16 protein-coding genes are annotated in these 19,498 nt (G+C 72.7%); 8 read left to right on the top strand and 8 right to left on the bottom strand.

The genetic code is table 11. The features are described 5' to 3' along the window. Nucleotides 1–93: 93 nt before the first annotated feature. Nucleotides 94–1,125, top strand: coding sequence for an ABC transporter substrate-binding protein (locus tag AB0J69_RS07855; RefSeq protein ID WP_364114069.1), 1,032 nt, complete (start codon nt 94–96; stop codon nt 1,123–1,125). On the opposite strand, the gene AB0J69_RS07850 is transcribed toward AB0J69_RS07855, so the two are convergent. Then, nucleotides 1,049–4,699 carry a BTAD domain-containing putative transcriptional regulator gene (locus AB0J69_RS07850; RefSeq protein WP_364114067.1) on the bottom strand — a complete coding sequence of 1,217 codons (3,651 nt, stop codon included), beginning with the start codon at nt 4,697–4,699 and terminating at the stop codon, nt 1,049–1,051. The genes AB0J69_RS07855 and AB0J69_RS07850 overlap by 77 nt on opposite strands. A gap of 174 nt (nt 4,700–4,873) precedes the next feature. On the opposite strand from AB0J69_RS07850, the gene AB0J69_RS07845 reads away from it, so the two are divergent. Both AB0J69_RS07845 and AB0J69_RS07840 read left to right on the top strand, forming a co-directional pair. Next, a complete protein-coding gene (locus AB0J69_RS07845; RefSeq protein ID WP_364114065.1) occupies nt 4,874–5,347 on the top strand; it encodes a hypothetical protein in 474 nt (157 codons plus the stop codon). 52 nt (nt 5,348–5,399) lie between these two features. Then, a complete protein-coding gene (locus tag AB0J69_RS07840) occupies nt 5,400–6,668 on the top strand; it encodes a helix-turn-helix domain-containing protein (protein ID WP_364114063.1) in 1,269 nt (422 codons plus the stop codon). Between the two features lie 6 nt (nt 6,669–6,674). Here the strand turns inward: AB0J69_RS07840 and AB0J69_RS07835 are convergent, their stop codons facing one another. The 5 genes from AB0J69_RS07835 to AB0J69_RS07815 form a co-directional block, all read right to left on the bottom strand. After that, the gene (locus AB0J69_RS07835) at nt 6,675–7,532 is read right to left on the bottom strand and encodes an SGNH/GDSL hydrolase family protein (RefSeq protein WP_364114061.1); all 858 of its coding nucleotides are present in this window, start codon (nt 7,530–7,532) and stop codon (nt 6,675–6,677) included. Between the two features lie 46 nt (nt 7,533–7,578). Next, on the bottom strand, nt 7,579–8,706 hold the full coding sequence (locus AB0J69_RS07830; RefSeq protein WP_364114059.1) for an alkaline phosphatase PhoX: 1,128 nt from the start codon (nt 8,704–8,706) through the stop codon (nt 7,579–7,581). A gap of 126 nt (nt 8,707–8,832) precedes the next feature. Next, nucleotides 8,833–9,468 (bottom strand): GNAT family N-acetyltransferase, encoded by a 636-nt coding sequence (locus AB0J69_RS07825; RefSeq protein ID WP_364114057.1) that lies wholly within the window; start codon nt 9,466–9,468, stop codon nt 8,833–8,835. A 23-nt stretch (nt 9,469–9,491) separates the two neighbouring features. Then, entirely contained in the window at nt 9,492–10,985 is a 1,494-nt protein-coding gene (locus AB0J69_RS07820; protein WP_364114055.1) for an APC family permease, read from the bottom strand. Nucleotides 10,986–11,010: 25 nt separating this feature from the next. Further along, nucleotides 11,011–11,643 carry a GPP34 family phosphoprotein gene (locus AB0J69_RS07815; protein WP_364114053.1) on the bottom strand — a complete coding sequence of 211 codons (633 nt, stop codon included), beginning with the start codon at nt 11,641–11,643 and terminating at the stop codon, nt 11,011–11,013. 261 nt (nt 11,644–11,904) lie between these two features. Between AB0J69_RS07815 and AB0J69_RS07810 the strand changes: the two genes are divergently transcribed. The 3 genes from AB0J69_RS07810 (at nt 11,905) to AB0J69_RS07800 (ending at nt 15,998) form a co-directional block, all read left to right on the top strand. Continuing rightward, on the top strand, nt 11,905–13,347 hold the full coding sequence (locus AB0J69_RS07810) for an alpha/beta hydrolase (protein WP_364114051.1): 1,443 nt from the start codon (nt 11,905–11,907) through the stop codon (nt 13,345–13,347). Between the two features lie 166 nt (nt 13,348–13,513). Next, on the top strand, nt 13,514–15,118 hold the full coding sequence (locus AB0J69_RS07805) for a carbamoyltransferase C-terminal domain-containing protein (RefSeq protein WP_364114049.1): 1,605 nt from the start codon (nt 13,514–13,516) through the stop codon (nt 15,116–15,118). A 67-nt stretch (nt 15,119–15,185) separates the two neighbouring features. Continuing rightward, entirely contained in the window at nt 15,186–15,998 is an 813-nt protein-coding gene (locus AB0J69_RS07800) for an N-acetylmuramoyl-L-alanine amidase (RefSeq protein WP_364114047.1), read from the top strand. Here AB0J69_RS07800 and AB0J69_RS07795 read toward each other — a convergent pair. Then, nucleotides 15,979–16,617, bottom strand: coding sequence for a TetR/AcrR family transcriptional regulator (locus AB0J69_RS07795; RefSeq protein ID WP_364114045.1), 639 nt, complete (start codon nt 16,615–16,617; stop codon nt 15,979–15,981). The genes AB0J69_RS07800 and AB0J69_RS07795 overlap by 20 nt on opposite strands. A gap of 102 nt (nt 16,618–16,719) precedes the next feature. Between AB0J69_RS07795 and AB0J69_RS07790 the strand changes: the two genes are divergently transcribed. Next, a complete protein-coding gene (locus AB0J69_RS07790; RefSeq protein WP_364114043.1) occupies nt 16,720–17,820 on the top strand; it encodes a serine hydrolase domain-containing protein in 1,101 nt (366 codons plus the stop codon). A 27-nt stretch (nt 17,821–17,847) separates the two neighbouring features. Here AB0J69_RS07790 and AB0J69_RS07785 read toward each other — a convergent pair whose 3' ends face one another. Further along, a complete protein-coding gene (locus AB0J69_RS07785; RefSeq protein ID WP_364114041.1) occupies nt 17,848–18,033 on the bottom strand; it encodes a hypothetical protein in 186 nt (61 codons plus the stop codon). A gap of 334 nt (nt 18,034–18,367) precedes the next feature. On the opposite strand from AB0J69_RS07785, the gene AB0J69_RS07780 reads away from it, so the two are divergent. Further along, entirely contained in the window at nt 18,368–19,186 is an 819-nt protein-coding gene (locus AB0J69_RS07780) for an SAM-dependent methyltransferase (RefSeq protein WP_364114039.1), read from the top strand. Nucleotides 19,187–19,498 lie beyond the last annotated feature (312 nt).

Here is a 19,498-nt window from a genome sequence, read left to right as displayed (position 1 = left end):
CAACGGCTGCGCACCGCCGGGCCCGGAAGACTGTGAAACTTTCACGCCCCGGCGGGCAGGGGGAGCCTGTGCGCGTCGCGAACCTGAGGGGCCGTGTCCCCTGACCGCCGGCTCCGGGTGGGGGTCCCGCTGTCCCTGTCCGGCCGGCACGCCCGGTTCGGCCGGCAGGCGGCGCTCGGGCTGGAGGTCTGGGGGGCTCTCGGCGTGTCCGTGGACGTGCTCGTCGAGGACGATCGCAGCGATCCGGACGTGCTGGAGGGTGCCGTACGGCGGCTGGCGGGGCGGTGCGACCTGCTGCTGGGGCCGTACTCGACGCAGCTCATGCGCCGGGCGGGGCGCGTCGCGGCGGAGCTGGACCGGCTGGTCTGGAATCACGGGGGTTCCGGTGATGACGTCGAGACGGCGTATCCCGGCCATGTCGTGTCGATACCGGCACCGGCCGGCCGTTATGCCGAGCCCTTCATCCGGCACCTGGCGGACGGCGGCGACCGGACGCGGCTGCTGATCGTCCAGGGCAGGGGCCGCTTCGGGCGTCAGGTGGCCGAGGGGGCGGAGCGGCTGGCGGGCGAGGCGGGCATCCCGGTGACCCGCGCGGGTCCCGGTGAGGTGCCGGCCGGCGGGCCGTGGAATCTTCTCTGCGCGGGGTCCTTCGACGAGGACGTCGAGGTGATCAGGCGGGCCCGGGCGGGCTCGCGGGTCGTGTGCGCCGTGGCGGCCGGGGTGCGGGAGTTCGGGGAGGCTATCGACGAGCCGGGCGGGATCTACGGTGTCGGGCAGTGGTTCCCCGGCAGCGGGGGTGAGGCTTGCCTGGGGATCTCCGAGCGCGAGTTCCTGGACGCCTATCGGGCCCGGGCGGGGCGGTTGCCCGACTACCCCGCCGTGCAGGCGGTGGCCGCGGCGATCATCGCCACCCACTGCGCTCTCCGGGCGAGGGGTGCCGGGCGGGAGGAGCTGTGGGCCGTGGCCGCCGGGCTGGAGACGAGCACGTTGTTCGGTGCCTTCGCGATCGATCCGCGAACGGGCGCGCAGACCGCCCACCGGGCGGTGCTCACCCGGTGGGTCGCCCGGGAAGCACCGACCGGCCTTCCGGCACGGCCGGTCCTGGTCGCGCGGTGGGGGCGATAGGCCCCTTGGACTGAGTGTCCTGTCCGCGGTGCGCGACGGGTGGTCGGGGCTGAGCGTCCGGTCCGTGAGGTGCGATGGTCCGAGCGTCCGGTCCGTGAGGTGCGATGGTCCGAGCGTCCTGTCCGTGAGGTGCGATGGCCTGAGTGTCCTGTCCGTGAGGTGCGATGGTCCGAGTGTCCTGTCCGTGAGGTGCGCGGCCGAGGTGCCGGGCGACCTCCTCGGCCCTGCGGCGGTCGTACGGTGCCTCCAGGCGGTCGGCGGCGGCCACGGCGTGCTCGGCCGCCCTCCTCGCCGCCCTGTCCTTGCCCGCCGTGGCCAGCGCGAGGGCGCGGGCCCAGCCGATCCTGGCCGCCGCCCCCGGGTTTCGGGCCGCGTACCGGGACAGGTGGGCGGCGAGGCGGCGCGCGACGGCCCTGTCCGGCCAGGGGTCCAGCGACCAGAGCAGCTCGGCGAGGCCGGCCCAGCATTCGAGCATGCCGGGCTGGGCCGCCGGCAGCCGCTCCGCCAGCGCCAGCGCGTCCACCAGCGCCTGGCGGGGCGTGGGGCGGTCCGGGCGGGTCGAGGCGGTCAGCGCGTCGAGACGGGTGGGGGCGGTCAGCGCGTCGAGACGGGTGGGGGCGGTCAGCGGGTCAAGACGGGTAGGGGCGGTCAGCAGGTCGAGGCGGGCGGTGGTGGTCAGCAGGCGCATGTCCTGCACGATCCGCATCACCCGCCCGTCCCGGAGGCCGAGCTCCTTCTCATACGCGACGCGCCGGTCGGTCGAGGCGCGGGCCGCCGCCACCAGCTCCCGGACGTGCTCCACCGGCACCCCGTCCACCCGCAGCAGCGCCTCCGCCCTGCCCGTCAGGCACCAGTAACGGCCGATGTCGTCCCCGCCCACGCGCTTGACGGACAGCTCCTCCGTCTCCGCGAACAACTCCGCCGCCACCCCGAAGTCACCCCGCCACAGCGCGGTCTCGGCCAGCATGCCCGCGCAGTTCTCCGCCATCCGCGGGTCGAGCGTCCTGGCCCTGCCCTCGGTGAACGAGCGGTGGGCGGCGTCGAACGCGCCCGAATGGAGCTGGTCGAGGCCGCGTGCCAGCAGGGCGCGGTTGGCGGCGTCGGTGGGGTGCCCGATGCCGGCGAGGGCGCGGTCGGCGAGCCTGCCGTAGCGGTCGGCCAGGCCATGGCGTCCCGCCATGCGGCCGATCGTGGCGAAGTTCGCGTAGGCCTCGGCCCGCAGGGCGGGGTCGTCCGCCCGCTCGGCGGCGTTGAGCTGGCGCAGCGAGGCCACCAGCATGGTGGGCAGGTCATGCTGGTGGTAGGCGAGCCTGGCCAGCAGCGTCAGCGCCTGCGCGGCTTCGGGACCCGCCGGATCCGTCCGCGCGGCCGACGCGAAACGGCGCTCGCCACCGCCGGATCCGCTGAGGGACAGGAGGCGGTGTGCGGCCTGGCGGGCCGCGGCGCGCGTCATCGCGGCGACGCGGGCGGCGGGGGAGTCGGGCAGGGGCTCGCCGAGAATGGCGAGCGCCTGCTTCGCCAGCTGAGCGGCCTCGCGCTCCCTGGCCATCTGGTACGCGCTGACCCCGGCCATCCACGACCACCGCGCCCGCAGGTGCGCCGGCTGCCCCGGACGGGCGAGGTGGCGGCGCACGACGGTCCCGGACTCCTCGTACAGGCGTAATCGCAGGCACAGCGTCCAGTAGCGGTCCAGGAAGCCGGGCTCGCCGGAGACCGTCCAGGCCAGCCGGATGTTGTCCATCTCCGCGCCTAGCACGTCGGTGACCTCGGTGTCCGAGGCGTCGTGGAGGGCGGGGGCGTGCCGGTCGAGCAGGCGGGCGAAGTGGGCGGCGTGACGGGCCCGCACCGGGGAGCCCTCCGGGAGGCGGGCGGCGGCGAACTGCTGGACGAGCGGGTGGATGGTGTAGCGGCCGGCGGGCGTGAGCTCGATCATGCTCTGGTCGACCAGCAGGACCAGCACCTCGGGAGTGGTGCCGGCCACCTCCAGGGCCGAGCACAGCGTGCAGCCGCCCCTGAACACCGACAGCGCCGCCAGGGCCTCCTGCGCGGCCGGCTCCAGCAGGCGCCAGGACGTCTCGAAGACCGTGCGCATGCAGGCGTGCCGCGCGCGGGCGGCGGGCCCGGCGGCGGACAGCAGGCCGGGGTCCACGCCGAGGCGCTGGGCCAGGTCGGCGCACGGCACGGCCCGGAGCAGGCCGGCCGCGAGCTCGATGGCCAGGGGCAGGCCCCCGGTGGCGGCGCAGATCGCGGCCACGCGCGCGGCCTCGCGTTCCGGGTCGAACGCCGGCCGGGCGGCGAGCGCCCTGGCCACGAACAGGGACTCGGCGGCCGGCGCCGGCAGGCCCTGCACGGCGACCGTCACCTGGCCGGGCAGGTTCAGCCGCCGCCTGCTCGTCGCCAGGATCCGCACGGCCGGGGCGGTGCGCAGGATCTCGCCGATGACCCGGTCGAAGGCGGGAAGGTGCTCGAGGTTGTCGAGGACGAGGAGGAGGTGACGCGTGGCGAGGGCCGACAGGAGGAGCTCCGCGGCGGGGCGCGGCGGTGAGAGATCCACGCCCAGGCGGCGCGCGAGCGTGGTGACGGCCGCCTCCGGCCGCACCCCGGCGAACGACACGAATGCCGTCTCCGCTCTCGGCACGGAGACCGTCTCCGTCCTCGGCGCGCAGGCGGCTCCCGCTCTCGGCGCGATTGGGGTCTCCGCGCCGGGCCGGGTCTCGTCCGCGGCGGCGGCGGCGATGGCCAGCCGGGTCTTGCCGATGCCGCCCGGCCCCAGCAGGGTGACCAGGCGTTCGCGGGCCAGCAGCGCCCGCAGCCGGTCCACCTCGGCCGCCCGGCCGACCAGCTCCGTGCCGGGCACGGGCACGGCCGCGCGACGCGCGGGCACCGGCCGGGGCACGAGGTCCCGCCGGAGAGCCACCGTCTCCGGCGCGGGCGACACGCCCAGCTCGTCGGCCAGCCGCCGCCGCAGCTCGTCGTAGCAGGCCAGCGCCGCCGCCCGGTTGCCCGCCCGGGCCAGGGCCGACATCAGCAGCCGGTGCGCCTCCTCGTCGTACGGATCGAGCGTGGCCACGAGGCGCGCCAGCCGTACCGTCCGGTCGGGTTCGTCCCCGTCCCCGGAGCGTACGAGCAGCCCGCGCAGCAGTTGCCGCACCCGCTGCCGCTCGCACTCCAGCCACCCGGTGAAGGCGGGCGCGTCACAGAAGGAGACCCCGTCCATGAACGGCCCGCGCCACAGCCGCAGCGCCCGCGCCACGGTCACGGCCCGGGTGAGCTCCCGGTAGTCGACGTAGCAGCCGTCGCCGGCGCGGAAGCGTACGTGCTCGCGGGTGATGTCGAGCCAGCCGCCCACCTCCCTGCGCAGCTCCGACAGCGCCAGGCGCAGGCTGCCCCGGGCGTTGGCGTCGGGGCGCTCGCCCCACAGCAGTCCGGCCAGCTCGGTCCGGGAGCGGGGCCCGGGGGTGGCGGCGAGATAGCAGAGCAGGGCGCGGCTCTTGGCGGAGCGGATGCCCAGAGGTGCCCCGCCGACGGACAGGTCAGGCGTGCCCAGCAACAGCAGGGTCAGCGAGTCTCCCATAGTGCCGGAGGGTAGGCGCGAGCCGGCCTCCCGACTGTGTCAAACGGTACGTACGGCATGTGCTCTCCACTACTGACCTGGGCTCTCACGATGCGCTCACGCGGCCTGCCGCAGCCTGAGGCCGTGTTTCGCGATCGTCGCGAGACACCGGTGAAAGCCCTCGAAGGAGACAGCATGCGCTCTCACAAGCTGATCGTCTCGCTCGGACTGGTGGCGGGGCTGGCGGTGCCGGCCGCGCTGGCCGCGAGCCCGGCCGCCGCGGCCAGCCAGTGCCGCGTGGAGCTCTATGACATCGACAATCTCAACATCGCCGAAAGGGACGGGAAGGACGAGCTCCGCTTCCTGGTCGGCGGGAACCTGTTCCCCAACAACGGCTACTACAACATGTACAACGGCGGCGACGGCGACCCCGGCGACTTCGGGTACCCGTCCACCGTCGTCACCAGCACGGGGACCGTGTCCTTCAACCTGCGCGAGGTCCAGCCGCCCGCCGTCGGCATGGGCGACAGCCTCGGCTCCGTGGTCGCCCACGGCTCGGTGTGCGCCCCGCTCGCCGTCGGCGCGGTCGACTACGAGGAGGACTACATCGACGGCACCCACGAGACCTTCTACTCCTACCGGGTCAAGCTCAAGCTGACCGGCCTGTGACCGATCCGGCATGAAGCCCCGCCGCGTCCCGGCGGGGCTTCACCAATTCCGGATGTTCTGGGAGGGTTCGAGCGTGGTCCGCGCCCTCACCCTGGCCGGGTGCCCCTTGCACGAGCTGCTCGACCGCCAGGCCGCCAGGCTGGCCAGACGGCTCGTACGCGGCTTCGCCGAGCAGATCCCCCTCTACCGGCGGCTGCCGAAGGAGGCGCTCGACGGCGACATCACGGCCATCACCGAGCACAACCTGCGCCTGATCTCGCGCGTCATCCGCGACCGCCGCCCGCCCGCCAGGGCCGACCTGGCGCCGCTGCGCGAGTCGGCGGCCCGCCGCGCCCAGGAGGGGGTGCCGCTCGAAGCCCTGCTCGCGGCCTACCACCTCGGGGCCCGCATGGTGTGGGAGGAGCTGTTCGCCGGGGCGGGGCCGGGGGACGTGAGCGACGTTCTGGAGGCCGGGCGGATCATCCTGCTCTACATGGAGGCGGCGACGACCGCCGTGGGCACCGCCTACCTGGAGGAGCGCGAGAGCCTGCTCAGCCAGGAGCAGCACGCCATGCACGCCACCGTCTCCGCGCTGCTCTCCGGTGACCGGGCGGCCCTGGCGGGGGTCCGGCTGGCGCCGCGCTACCTGGTCCTGGCCGTCGCGGCCGGCCGGCATCCCGACGAGGACGGGCCCGGCGGCGCGATCGCCGCGCGCCGCAAGCTGCACCGGATCAGCACCGCGCTCCAGCGGCACGTGGCCGAGCCGGTGCTGCCCGCGCTCGACACGACCGGCGGGCTCGTGCTGGTCCCGCTCCAGGGCACGAAACCGGCCGTCGGCGAGCCGCTCCAGGAACCCGGCGAACCACACCAGGGTGCGGAGCCCGCGGTCGGCGAGCTGGCGGCGGCGGCGGGCAAGGCGGCGGGCGTGCCGGTGTGGCTGGCGGCCGAGTGCGCGCCGCCGCAGGGGGTGCCGGCGGCGGCGCGGCTGGCGGAGGAGGTGCTGGAGGTGGTACGCGTCTTCGAGCAGCCGCCGGGCGCCTACCGGCTGGCCGACGTGCTGCTCGAATACCAGCTCACCCGGTCGAGCCAGGCCACGGCGCTGCTCGCGGGGCTGCTCGACCCGCTGCTCGACAACCCCGACCTGCTCAGGACGCTCACGGTGTACCTCGACACGGGCCTCGACCGGCGGCGCACCGCCGAGCTGCTGCACGTGCACCCGAACACCGTGGACTACCGCCTGCGCCGGGCCGTCAGCCTGACCGGGCTCGACCCGGTGGACCCGGCGCACCTTCAGCGGATCGGGGCGGCCCTGGCCGCCCGCCGTCTCACCGGGCTCCGGTGAGGCACCTCATAGGACCTCGGTGACCGCGGCCGTCACCGTGGTGGCGAAGCCGCGCATGCCGAGCGCGTTCGGGTGGAACGGCGCGGCGGGCGAGGCCGGGACGTACGGCTCGATCCACCGCACGCCGGGCGCCGTGCACGGGTCGTGGCCGACGCTCGGGGTCTGCAGGTCGATGAAGCCCACCCCCGCGGCGGCGGCCTGCTCGGCCAGCATCTGGTTGAAGTACGTCAGCGTGGCCCTGATGTAGTTGGCGTCCGACCGGATGATCGGGACACGCGGGTAGCAGCCGTTGGGCGGCGCGTACGTGGCGTAGCCCACGACGAAGACCCGGGCCTGCGGGGCGCGGGCGCGGATGTCACCGACCAGGGTGGTCAGCCGGGGCCGCAGCGCGTCGGTCTCGACCCGCCACTTGTCCTGGCCGTTCACGATGTAGTCGTCGTTGCACGCGTCGCCGACCGGCGGGGGCAGCAGATTCAGGCAGTCCTCGATGAAGTCGGTCAGCCCGAGGTCGTTCGCGCCGATCTGCACCGTGACCAGCGTGGTGTCCTGGCTCAGCGCGTCGAGCTGGGGCGCCACGTCGCCGAGGTCGGTGCTCTGCGACTCGTACATGTCCCGGGTGTCCGCCCCGGAGCAGGTCACGTCGCGGAACGTGGCCGCGCCGATGGCCTGGGCGGTCAGGCGGGCGTAGTTGCGGTCGGAGCGCCAGCAGCCGTAGTCGGGGCCGATCTGGTTCGGCACGAGCGGTCCCGAGGCGGCCGAGTCGCCCAGCGCCACGTACACCTCCGCCTGTGCGGCGTGGGCGGGCGGCGCGAGGCCCAGAGCGAGCCAGACCGCGGCGAGCATGATGATCATCCGTCGGACCATGAGGACTCCTTCCGGCAGGGGTGGGGGGTGCGGAATCCGTGGTCGGTCAGCGGCGGAAGGGGCCGGTCACCTCGTACGTGATGCCTCCGGTGCCCGCGGCCTCGCCGCTGGTGCCGCGCTGGGAGGAGAAGTAGAGCCGGCTGCCGTCAGGGGAGAAGGCCGGGCCGGTGATCTCCGAGCTCGCCTGGCCGTCGAGGCGCATGATGGGGGCCACGACGCCGTCGGGCGTGATGATGTTGATCTCCATGTTGCCGCCGTCCTCGGCAACGTAGAGATCGCCCGACGGGCGGCCGGTGATGTTGTCCACGCCGTCGAGCGTGCCCGTGCCGTCGTAGACGGCGGTCACGGTCTGGCGGGCGGTGTCGTACGCCCAGACCCTGCGGTCGCCCTTCGCGGTGAAGTAGCAGATGCCCGCCGCGTAGTGGCAGCCCTCGCCGCCGTTGAAGTGCCGGGCGGCCGAGACCTGGTGCCTGGTCTGGCGCTCCAGCACGGCGGGCGACGGGTCGGGGACCGGGCGCCACTCCACGGCGTCGCCGCCGAGGCCGCACAGCACGTCGAGCCGGCCGCTGGACAGGTCACCCCAGGTCGTGGGCGTGAAGCGGTAGAAGCAGCCGTCGGACTCGTCCTCGGTCAGGTAGATCACCCGGTGGTCGGGGTCGCAGGCGGCGGCCTCGTGCTTGAAGCGGCCCATGGCGGGGCGGGACTGGGCGGAGCGGGCGCCGTACGGGTCGGTCTCGTAGACCCGGCCGCGGAAGATCTCCTCGCACGACAGCCAGGTGTTCCACGGGGTCGCGCCGCCCGCGCAGTTGAGGTTGGTGCCGCTCAGGATCCGGTACGCGCGCTCGATGGAGCCGTCCGCCCTGAACTTGATCGCCGAGGCCCCGCCGATCAGCGGCACCTCGGAGTTGGACACGTAGATCCAGCCGGTGCCGTCGGCGAAGCAGGCGCCGCCGTCGGGGGCCGGGTGCCAGAGCGTGCCTCCGACGCTCCGGCCCGACCTGGCCACGACGCGGCCGGTGAACCCGGCGGGTAACGCCATGCCGTTGGCGTCGGGCGCGCCGAGCGGCCCGTACGGGCTCGCCCCCGCCGACACCGAGGCCACCGCCTCGTGCCACACCGCCCCCGAGAAGGCCACCGACGCGGACATGGCTGTGATGAACGTACGGCGGCGCATGGCGGCTCTCCACTGGTCGCGGTTCGATTCGCAGACAAACGATGAGCCATGCTCGTCATTCTGTGAACTGGACAGCGGAGTAAATGTCGGCGGTCAAATCTGTGACGCCTCACAAACCGCCGCGAATCAGGGTGAACCAGGCCGCCACATCGGCCAGAACAGCGCCCCGTCCGGCAACGCGAACGGCTCCCGCGCCTCGTAGCCGTGCCGCACGTACAGGTCCCTGTTGCGCGGGTCGCTGGCCTCCAGGTACGCCGGCAGCCCGCCCAGCCGGGCGTGCTGGTAGCGCAGCAGCGCGGTGCCGAGCCCCTGGTTCTGCCGGTCCGGGTGCACCGCCAGGAAGGCCAGGTAGTGGTGCGGCGACGACGGATGGTTCTTCTCGAACAGGTCGTCCAGCACCCGGAAGCGCTCGACCCACTCGCCCGTGGCCTCGGCCAGCCGGCGGTCGTAGTCGAGCGGTCCGGGCAGCGGAGACGTGTGCGGGAACCACACGGCGACCGCCGCGTCGTCGATGAGATGGACCTCCCCGTGTTCGAGGGCGTGGTCGACGAAGATGCGGAAGTTGGCGGTCATGATCCGGTGTCGCGACCGGCGGTCGGGCACCAGGTACGCCATGGGCCTCAGCCCGGCGAAAGCGGTCGCGACGAGCTCGGCGGCCCGCCCGGCGTCCGCGGTCGTGGCCGCGCGCACGGCGGGCCGGATCGCGAACGCCTCGCCCGCGGTGCGGTCGAGTGGCGGCCAGGCCGCGAAGGTGTCTCCCATGAACCCAGGTCTCCTCTCCTCGGTCATGCGGTGTCCTGGGCGCCGCCGGCGGACGTGGCCGCCTTGGCGCCCATCCCAACCGCAGCGTAGACGCCGGGTTGCCGGGCGCGCAGCACCAGGGCCCACACCACGCCCAGCACGGCGGCCACGCCGTAGGCGGCGGGCAGCAGCCAGGCCAGCGGGTCGCCCTGGTCCACGCCGAGCAGCGCCCAGAAGTTGTCCAGCGCCAGCCACACCATCACGGCCAGCGCGATCGTGGCAGGCACGGGCGCGACCAGCCGCCGGGACAGGGTCTCGCCGCTCGGCTCGCGGGCGAAGAACACGATGATCGCGATGGAGGTCACGAAGATCAGCAGCAGCACGCCGAGGCCGCCGAACGAGCCGCCGTAGAAGAAGAGCTGCACCAGCGGGTCGAGGCCGAGGGCCGCGTACAGCACGATGACGGCCAGCCCGAGCACGGACTGCGCGATCGAGCCCGCCTGGGGCGCCCCGCTGCGGGGCCGCGTGCGCCCGAAGACCGCCGGCAGCACCCGCTCGCGGCCGAGCGCGAAGAAGTAGCGGGCGGTGGTGTTGTGGAAGGAGACCATCGCGGCGAAGACGCTGGTCACGAAGAGGACCCTGGCGATGTCCACCACGGTCGTGCCCAGGTGCCCCTGGGCCAGCACGAAGATGGTGTCCGCCTGGTCGCGCCGCGCGGTGGCCACGATGTTGCCCGGGCCGGTGGCGACCGTCATGGCCCACGCCGAGAGGGCGTACACGACGGCGATGATCGCCACGGACGCGTACGTGGCCAGCGGCACCGTCCGGCGCGGCTCGCGGCTCTCCTCCGAGAACACCACGGACGACTCGAACCCGACGAACCCGAGCGTCGCCAGCACCAGCAGCGCCCCCACGCCCGGCACGAACAGCGCGGACGGCGAGAGGGTCTCGACGGGGTAGCCCGCCGCCGGGTTGAGCAGGTCGGCCAGGTCGAACAGGAGGATGACCGCCACCTCGGCGGTCAGCAGCACGGCCAGCAGCCGCCCGTTGACGTCCACCCGCATCAGGCCCAGGACCGAGACCAGCGCCCAGGCGACCAGCGAGACCAGCCACCAGGCGGGCGTGATCCCCAGCCAGGCTTCGAGCAGCGGCGTCGCCGCCGCCCCGAACACGCCGTAGAGGCCCACCTGCAGCGCGTTGTACGCGATGAGCGCCACCCAGGCGGCCGCGATGCCGGCGGGCCGGCCCAGCCCTCGGGTGATGTAGGTGTAGAACGCGCCGGCGTTGGCCATGTGCCGGGCCATCGCCACGTACCCGACCGCGAACACCGCCAGCACGGCCCCCACCACCAGGAAGGCGATCGGCAGCCCGGTGATCCCGGTGACGGCGTAGCCGTTGGTGATCACCCCGGCGACGACGGTGAGCGGCGCGGCGGCCGACAGGACGAAGTAGACGACCGAGGGCGCGCCGAGGCGGTTGGCGGCGAGCGCGCCGGCGACCGGATCGGTTCCGGCACCGGGAGTTGCGGTACGCGTCATGGTCCTTCCAGGGGGGTGCGGAGGGTCAGGTGCGATAGGTCAGTACGGCGTCGCCCACGGCCGCGTTCACCTGGCGGCTCAGGTCGCTGAGCGGCTGGGGCATGGTGGCCAGCAGCGTGGTCAGGTAGTGACGGGCGGCCCGCCGGTCGTCCGGGTCGTCGAGCACGGTGTCGGTCAGGCCGCAGGCGTCCATGAGCGTGGCCAGCGCCATGTCCTGCGGCGACAGCGGCCGGCACTGCGCCAGCGCCAGCCGCAGCCGGGCCATGGGCCACATGGCCCGGCTGAAGTCGGTGGCGAAAAAGCGGCATTGTTTGCGTTTGAGGATTTTCGGGGCCTCGCGTACGAGCAGCCCGTCGTTCCGCAGCCGCCCGCTCACTTCTTCGACCGAACGTTGTGCGAGATAGGCCAGCCAGGTACGCACGTCGGTATGGTGCGGCGAATTCCCGAGATCGGCCAGCACCTTGTCGGCCACGTTCTCCTTGACCGGCCGCGCGTCGGTCACGTCGAGCCGCACGCCGCGCACGGCGACCCGCTGGTGCAGCACCAGCTCCCCGATCAGCGCGCCGGCCAGCCCCAGAGCCACCCCCTGCTCGTGCAGGCGCGATTTGCCCGAGCCGGTGGTGTCCCAGGAGAGGAGGAAGAAATCATCGGCCAGCACCTTGAATCGGTCCGCTCATTATCAGCTATATAGGACAACCAGGCGGCAGGACGCCACCAGCCGAAATATCTATCAAGAACGCCGGAACCCGGCTAGACCCATTTGCCGGCAAGCTGGAAAAGCGGTGGCATTAGCGCGCAATATGATGATTTATCCATATTTATTGGTGGCCTGGGGCGATGTCCGGTTCATGATGAGGTCATGGTCGATCGATGATCGCGTCCATGGTCCGGTACCCCCGCTGACCAGCAGTCTTTCCTCATGAAACGACTGCTCGCGATCGGCGCCACCGCCCTCGTCTCCATGACCGCCCTCGCCACCCCAGCCCGGGCGACCCAGCCGGAATGGGCGTCCTGCGGAACCTATGGCCTGGAGTGCACCACGCTCAAGGTGCCCCTCGACTACGCCTCCCCGGACAGGGGCACGATCGACCTGGCCGTCTCCAGGATCCGGACGGCCAGGCCCGGCCTGCGCCGGGGCGTGCTGCTGCTCATCCCCGGCGGCCCGGGCAGCCCGGGGCTGTCCCGCCCCAGCACGTACGCCGCCCGCCTGCCCAAGGAGGTGCTCGACCGCTACGACCTGATCGGCTTCGACCCGCGCGGCGTCGGCAGGAGCACCCCCGCCTCCTGCGGGCTGGCCAGGGAGGACACCGCCTTCACCCGGCTCAAGCCGTACCCGGCGGCCGACGGCGACATCTCCGAGAACGTCGCCTGGTCCCGCAGGATCGCCGAGGCGTGCGCGCGCAACGGCGGCCCGCTGCTGCGCCACATCAGCACCCGCAACGAGGCCAGGGACATCGACGCCATCAGGCGCGCACTCGGCGAGGAGCGCCTGTCCTACTGGGGCGTCTCCTACGGCACCTACGCCGGGGCCGTGTACGCCACGATGTTCCCCGAGCGCACCGACCGCGTCGTCCTCGACAGCAACGACGATCCCGACCCGAGGAAGGTGGCCCGCGCCTGGCTGGCCAACTACGCGATCGGCATGGAGGACCGCTTTCCGGACTTCGCGAAGTGGGTGGCCGCCCGCGACGGCGAGTACGGCCTCGGCGCCGACCCCGGGGCGGTCCGCCGTACCGTGCTGGACCTGGCCGTCCGCCTCGACCGCGACCCGCTGCCCTGGCCGGGCGCCAACCCGCCGCAGCTCACCGGCAACGCCCTGCGCGAGACCACGCTGAACGCCCTCTACTCCGACACCGGCTTCCCGGGGCTGGCCGCGCTCATGAAGGCCGCCCTGACGAAGGCCACGCTGCCCCCGGCCGCCACCCCGCCGGACGAGATCCTGCAGAACACCGCCGCCACGGCCGCCGGCACGCTCTGCAACGACGTCGAATGGCCCGGCTCGCCCGCCGTCATCCAGCGGGCGGTGGATCGGGAGCGGGCGGCCTACCCGCTCACGGCGGGCATGCCGGTCAACATCGGGCCGTGCGCGTTCTGGCCGTACCGTCCGGCCGAGCGCCCGGTCCGCGTGACCTCCCGAGGCCCGTCGAACGTGCTGCTGGTGCAGAACCTGCGCGACCCCTCCACGCCGCACAGCGGGGCGCTGAAGATGCGGGAGGCGTTCGGCGCGCGGGCGCGCATGGTGAGCGTGGACGCCGGCGGGCACGGCAGCTACCTGGCCAACGGCAACGCCTGCGGGGACGCGACGGTGACGGACTTCCTGGTCACCGGCCGCCGCCCGGGCCAGGACACGCTCTGCCGGTAAGAGCTGACGTGTCCCTTACGCGGTTGGGAGATCCACTTGTTCTGGCGTGGGGTATCGGTGCCCGTGATCACGATCAGGAGGCACGGGAATGGCGGACTTTCCCATTGTTGTCGGTATAAATCGCACCCAGGATGGTTCCATAGCCGTCGCGGTGGGCGAGTCAGGCATGTACAGCCTGCAGAAGGAGCGGATCAGCCGCCGCAAGCACCACTGGGGCCGCCTCGGCGACCTGCCCGACCGCTACCTTCCGGCCATGCCGCTGCTGAAGGAGCCGGTGGACCTGGTCGTGGAGGGATACTCCTCCGACACCGAGATCGAGCACGTGTGCGCGTACCAGCAGGAGATGCGCGAGACGCTCGGGCTCAAGGACGGCGCGCCGATCGTGCTGGTCTCGCACCACCTCTCGCACCTCTACAGCGCGTTCTACCCCTCGCCGTTCGAGGCGGCGGCCGGGCTGGTGATCGGCGCGCAGGGCAGCCGGGTCAGGGACTTCACCGAGCACGTCGACCTGCCGCCGGGCACGGGCGGCGACCTGCTGGAGGTCGCCTCGTTCTACCGGTGCGCGCGCGGCCGGATCGAATGCCTGGCCAAGCAGCTCTGGGACGGGGACTGGTCCAGGCCCGCCGGGCTCGGCTGCTTCTACGCGCTGCTGACCAAGCTGTTGTGGCCCGAGGGTGAGGGCAACGAGGCGAGGGTGATGGGGCTGGCACAGTTCGGCGACCCGGACGCGCTCGCCCTGCCCGACCTCGACGTACGCGACCACGAGGTGCACATCCCGCCCGCCTGGACCAGGACGTTCACCCGCCGCGACGCCTTCGTGTACGAGCCGGGCGGCGAGGAGTTCCGCCGGGCCGCGAACCTGGCCGCCGCCGGCCAGCGTGCCTTCGAGCGGGCGCTGGCCGAGGTGGCCGGGTGGCTGCACGCCAGGACTGGCCTGGACGCGCTGGCCTTCGCCGGCGGCGCGGCCCTGAACTGCGCGGCCAACGGCCGGCTCGTCCGCGAGTCCCCGTTCCGCGAGGTGTTCGTCCCGCCCGCCCCGCACGACGGCGGCACCGCTGTGGGCTGTGCCCTGTACGGGCTCATCACCTGCCTCGGCGTGGACAGCCGCTTCCGCTGGACGGACGACTTCCTCGGCCCCCACCCGGACGAGAGCGAGATCGAGGCGGCCGTGCGCGGCCTGCCCGCCGACCTGTACGCCGAGCGGCCCGAGAACCTGGTGGACGAGCTGGCCGGGCTGCTGGAGAGCGGCCGCGTGGTGGGCCTGCACCGGGGCCGCAGCGAGTCGGGCCCGATGGCGCTGGGCAACCGCAGCATCCTCGGCGACCCGCGCAACCCGGACCTGCAGGACTACCTCAACTTCGAGGTGAAGGGGCGCGAGTGGTTCCGGCCGCTGGCGTCGCTGGTGCTGGCCGACCACGCCGAGCGGATCTTCGAGCTGGACCGCCCGGCCCCGTTCATGCAGTACACCGCCGCCGTCCGGCCGGAACACCGGGACCGGCTGCCGGGGATCACGCACGTGGACGGCACGGCCAGGCCGCAGACGGTCGAGCGGGAGAGCACTCCGTTCCTGCACACCCTGCTGACCAGGTGGAACGAGCGCACGGGCACGCCGGTGCTGATCAACACCTCGCTCAACGGCCCGGGGCAGCCGCTGACCGAGGCGCCGGAGCACTCGATCGAGACCCTGCGGGAGACCGGCCTGCACGCGCTGGCGATGCCCCCGTACCTGATCCGCAAGCGCGACGAGCCCCCGCTGCCCGGGGACCGCTAGCCGACACGAAATACCAGGTCAAGGCGGGTCTTGGGAATCCCGGCCGGTGCCGGGTACGGTCGATGCCATGCGCGCCTACCGCACCGGAACCGTGGCACTGGTCACGCTGGCCGTGCTGTCCGCCGGATGCGGCGGCGGCGCGGTGCCCGCGGCGCAGGAGGCGGCGCTGCCCGCCTCGCCGCCCGCCACCCAGTCGCCGGGCACCCGGTCGCCCGCCCCGAGCCCGCTGGCCGGGAAGGTCGTGGTGATCGATCCGGGGCACAACGGCGGCAACGCCGCGCACCCCGAGGAGATCAACCGGCAGGTCGACATCATCACCGGCCGCAAGGCGTGCAACACCACCGGCACCCAGACCGACGCCGGCTACCCGGAGCACGCCTTCACCTGGGACGTCGCCGGCCGGCTCAAGCCGATCCTGGAGGGGATGGGCGCCAAGGTCGTGCTCACCCGGCCCGACGACAAGGGCGTGGGCCCGTGCGTCACCGAGCGGGCCGCGATCGGCAACGAGGCCAGGGCGGACGCCGTGCTGTCCATCCACGGCGACGGCGCCGCGCCGGACGGGCACGGGTTCCACGTGATCATGCCGGGGCTGCTGCCCGGGCACAACGACGACGTGATCAAGCCGTCCCGCAGGCTCGGGCACGACATCCGCGACGCCTACCGCAAGGGCACCGGCATGCCGTACGCCACCTACACCGCCAATCAGGGCTTGCAGACCCGCACCGACCTGGGCGGGCTGAACCTGTCGAAGCGGCCGGCGGTGTTCATCGAGTGCGGCAACATGCGCAACAAGGGCGACGCCGCCAAGATGTCCGACCCGGCCTTCCGCCAGCGCATGGCCACCGCCCTGGCCGGCGGGCTCAAGCGCTTTCTGGGCTAGCGTACGCGCGCAGGAACACCGCCACGGCGGACTCCGAGAGGCGGTCGAGGTCGGCCTCCGTGTAGTGGTCGGCGCCGCCCCAGAACATGGCCTTGTTGACCGGGATCCACAACAGCAGGCCCACGAAGTGCTCGGCGGCCAGCTGCGGGTCGTCCGCGCGCAGCAGCCCACGCCCGGCCAGCCGCTCGAAGGCCGTGGCCATGGTCTTGAGCGAGCGCTCGAAGCCCTGCTCGTACCAGGTGCGGCCGAGGTCGGGGAAGCGGTCGGCCTCGGCGATCACCAGCCGGCGCAGCCGCAGCAGCTCGGGCCGCATGAGCTGGTCGAGGAAGCGGCGGGCCAGCTCGCCGAGGTCCTTCGCCAGGTCATCGCTGTCGTCGAGGGTCGCCGTGATCATCTTGGCCAGCCCCTCCACCTGGCCGGTGGTGTCCATGATGATGCTGGTGAAGAGCTGCTCCTTGTCGGTGAAGTGCTTGTAGACGGTCTGTTTCGACACGGCGGCCAGTGAGGCCACCTCGTCCATGCTGGTGCCGACGTAGCCGTTGCGCAGGAACACCGGGAGCGCCGCCTCCAGGATTTGCCTGCGCTTGCGTGCCGCCCGGCCGTCCTCTTCCGCTGCCATGACCGCCCTCTCTCGTCCGACGAAAACAGAGTACTAGACAGTTCCGTACTGATGTGAGTACTGTACCGTCTAGTTCCGAAGATGAACAAGGATGGAGACGTCATGAGCGACCTTCAGCAGCAGGTGCAGGAAGCGGCCGACAGGCTGGTCGAGTCCGGCGAGGAACGCGGCCTCCAGGTGGCCGTCTACCGGGACGGCGTCCAGATCGTGGACGTGGTCGCGGGCGTGGCCGACCCGGAGACCGGGCGGCCGGTCACCCCCGACACGCCGTTCTACAACTTCTCGATCGGCAAGGGCGCCACCGCGACCGTCGCGCACGTGCTGGCCGAGCGGGGGCTGTTCGGTTACGACACCCCGGTGGCCGAGCTGTGGCCGGAGTTCGCGCGGCACGGCAAGGAGGGCGTCACCGTACGGCACGTGCTGTCGCACACGGCGGGCGTGCCCGGAGTGCCGCTCGACACCACGCCCGAGGACGTCTGCGACTGGGGCAAGATGGTCGCCGCGCTGGAGGACGCCGAGCTGTGGTGGGAGCCGGGCACCAAGGTGGGCTACCACGCCTACACGTTCGGGTTCCTGGTCGGCGAGATCGTCCGGCGGGCGACCGGCAAGCCCATCTCCCAGGTGCTGCGGGAGGACGTGGCGGGCCCGCTGGGCGTGGCCGACGAGCTCTACTTCGGGATGCCGGAGAAGGAGCACTCGCGGCTGGCGAGGCTGGAGGACGTGCCGATGGACATGTCGGCGTTCGGGGAGATGCCGGCGGACCTGCCGATGTTCAAGGCGGGGCCGATGACGCTGATGCCGAACGCGGAGCTGGGCAGCCGGCCCGACTATCTGTCGGCCGACATCCCCGCCGGGGGCAAGACCTCGGCCAGGGCCATCGCGCGGATGTACGCGGCGCTGCTCGGAGAGGTGGACGGGACGCGGCTGATCGCGTCCGAGCGGCTGCGCGAGGCGACTGCCGCGGTGTCGAGCGGCATCGACGAGGTCTTCGGCATGCCCTCCACGTGGGGCCTGGGCTTCGGCATCGGCGGCCCGGCCTCCACGGCCGAGGAGAGCCCGACCGTCTTCGGGGTGCCGGGGGCGGGCGGCAGCGCCGCCTGGGCCGACACGGCGACCGGCATCGCGTTCGCGCTGACCAAGAACCGGCTCACCAACGACTTCGCGGCGGCCGAACTGCTCGGCGGCATCGTCAACCGGGCCTAGCCCGGACCTGGCCCGGCCTGTGCGGGCTCAGCCGTCGCGGCACAGCGGCTTGCCGCCGACCACGCAGGCGATGTCGTCCAGCTGGCAGCTCAGCAGGGTGCCGTCCATGCCGAGCACCAGCACGAGGTCGCGCCGGTATGAATGGGCCAGCATGACCCTGCCGACGACACCGTTGTCCAAGATCACGGTCGGGCGGCCTGCCGCGTAGTCCATGCCCTCGTGGCTCCTCTCAGGTCCGGAACGAGCCCCGCACCGGACCCGTCCCCACCAGGATGCACAGGCTCGGGCCCTGAGCGCATCGGTCGGGCGGCTGTATTTCAGGTCCGTCCGGGGAAGGACCCACTGCTTGCGTGGACGACGCTACTAGTGTTTCCGGAGGTGCACCGGTGTCAGCAAAATCCCGGCATTCCTCCCTGCGGATACGCGGTGAAGTGAGAACGTGTTCTATTCAGCCGGTCTGACCGGCCGATGGGCACGTCGCGCGGCGGCCGGAAACCAGCTAGTAATATGTCGCCCAAGTTGTTCGCGGCGAAGGAGACGGCCACCCGTGACCGAGCTAGAACGCGTTCCGCCCGGTGTGGACCCGAGTGTCCCGAGCTCCGCCAGGGTGTACGACTACCTGCTCGGCGGCAAGGACAATGTGGCGATCGACCGCGCCGTGGCCGAGAAGCTGCTCGCGGTCGCCCCCGACACCCGCCTCGTCGCCAGGGCCAACCGCCACTTCCAGGTCGAGGCGGTCCGGCACCTGGCCGAGCAGGGGATCCGGCAGTTCCTCGACCTGGGCACCGGCATCCCGACCTCGCCCAGCATCCACGAGACCGCCCGCACGGTGAGCCCCGCCTGCCGGGTCATCTACGTCGACTACGACCCCGTGGTGCGGCTGCACGCCCAGGTGCTGCTGGCCGACGCCCCGGGCGTCGCCGGCATCCAGGCCGACCTGCGCCATCCGGCGGAGATCCTGGCCGACCCGCACGTCACGGGGCTGATCGACTTCGACCAGCCGGTGTGCGTGCTGATGGTCGGGGTGCTGCACTTCGTGATGGACGAGGAGGACCCGGCCGGCATCGTGGCCGCCTTCAGGAAGCGCATGGCGCCGGGCAGCCACCTGGTGGTCTCCCACGCCATGGCCGAGAGCTCCGCTGACGCCATCGCCCAGCTCCAGATGGCGACGGCGGGCTCGCCCGCGCAGGCCCGGTTCCGCACACGGGACGAGGTGCTGCGGCTGTTGGACGGATTCGAGCTGATCGGGCCCGGCCTGGTGCCCGTCCAGGACTGGCACCTCGGTCCCGACGAGGCCCACCTCCCCCTGCTGGACGAGATGCCGAAGCTGCGCGTGGACGGGGCGGTCGGCCGGCTCAGAGCTTGATGCCCTTGATGATCCTGGCGAGCTCTGGCACGAGGGGCCGGCCGGCCATCACGGTGACGACGACGCCCTTGCGCTCCACCCAGCCGGCGTACCGGCCGTGGCCGTCTCCTGGTCGGTGCCGCCTGTCTGCAGGCGGCGCACCTCGTCCATGAGTCCCATGCGCCGCAGCACGGTCTGGTGGGTCTCACCCTTGAAGTCGACGGCCTGGCCGCCGGGGACGCAGGGCCAGGGCCTTCTCGCTCGACGACGGTGACGGTGCAGCCGTAGCGGATGAGCCCGTGGGCCAGGGCGGGGCCCGCGATGCCGGCGCCG

Origin of the sequence: Nonomuraea sp. NPDC049709 (assembly GCF_040674815.1) — a bacterium.
GTDB lineage: Bacteria > Actinomycetota > Actinomycetes > Streptosporangiales > Streptosporangiaceae > Nonomuraea.
Note: the sequence above shows the minus strand (reverse complement) of the source record. Positions and strands in the feature narration are given on the sequence as shown.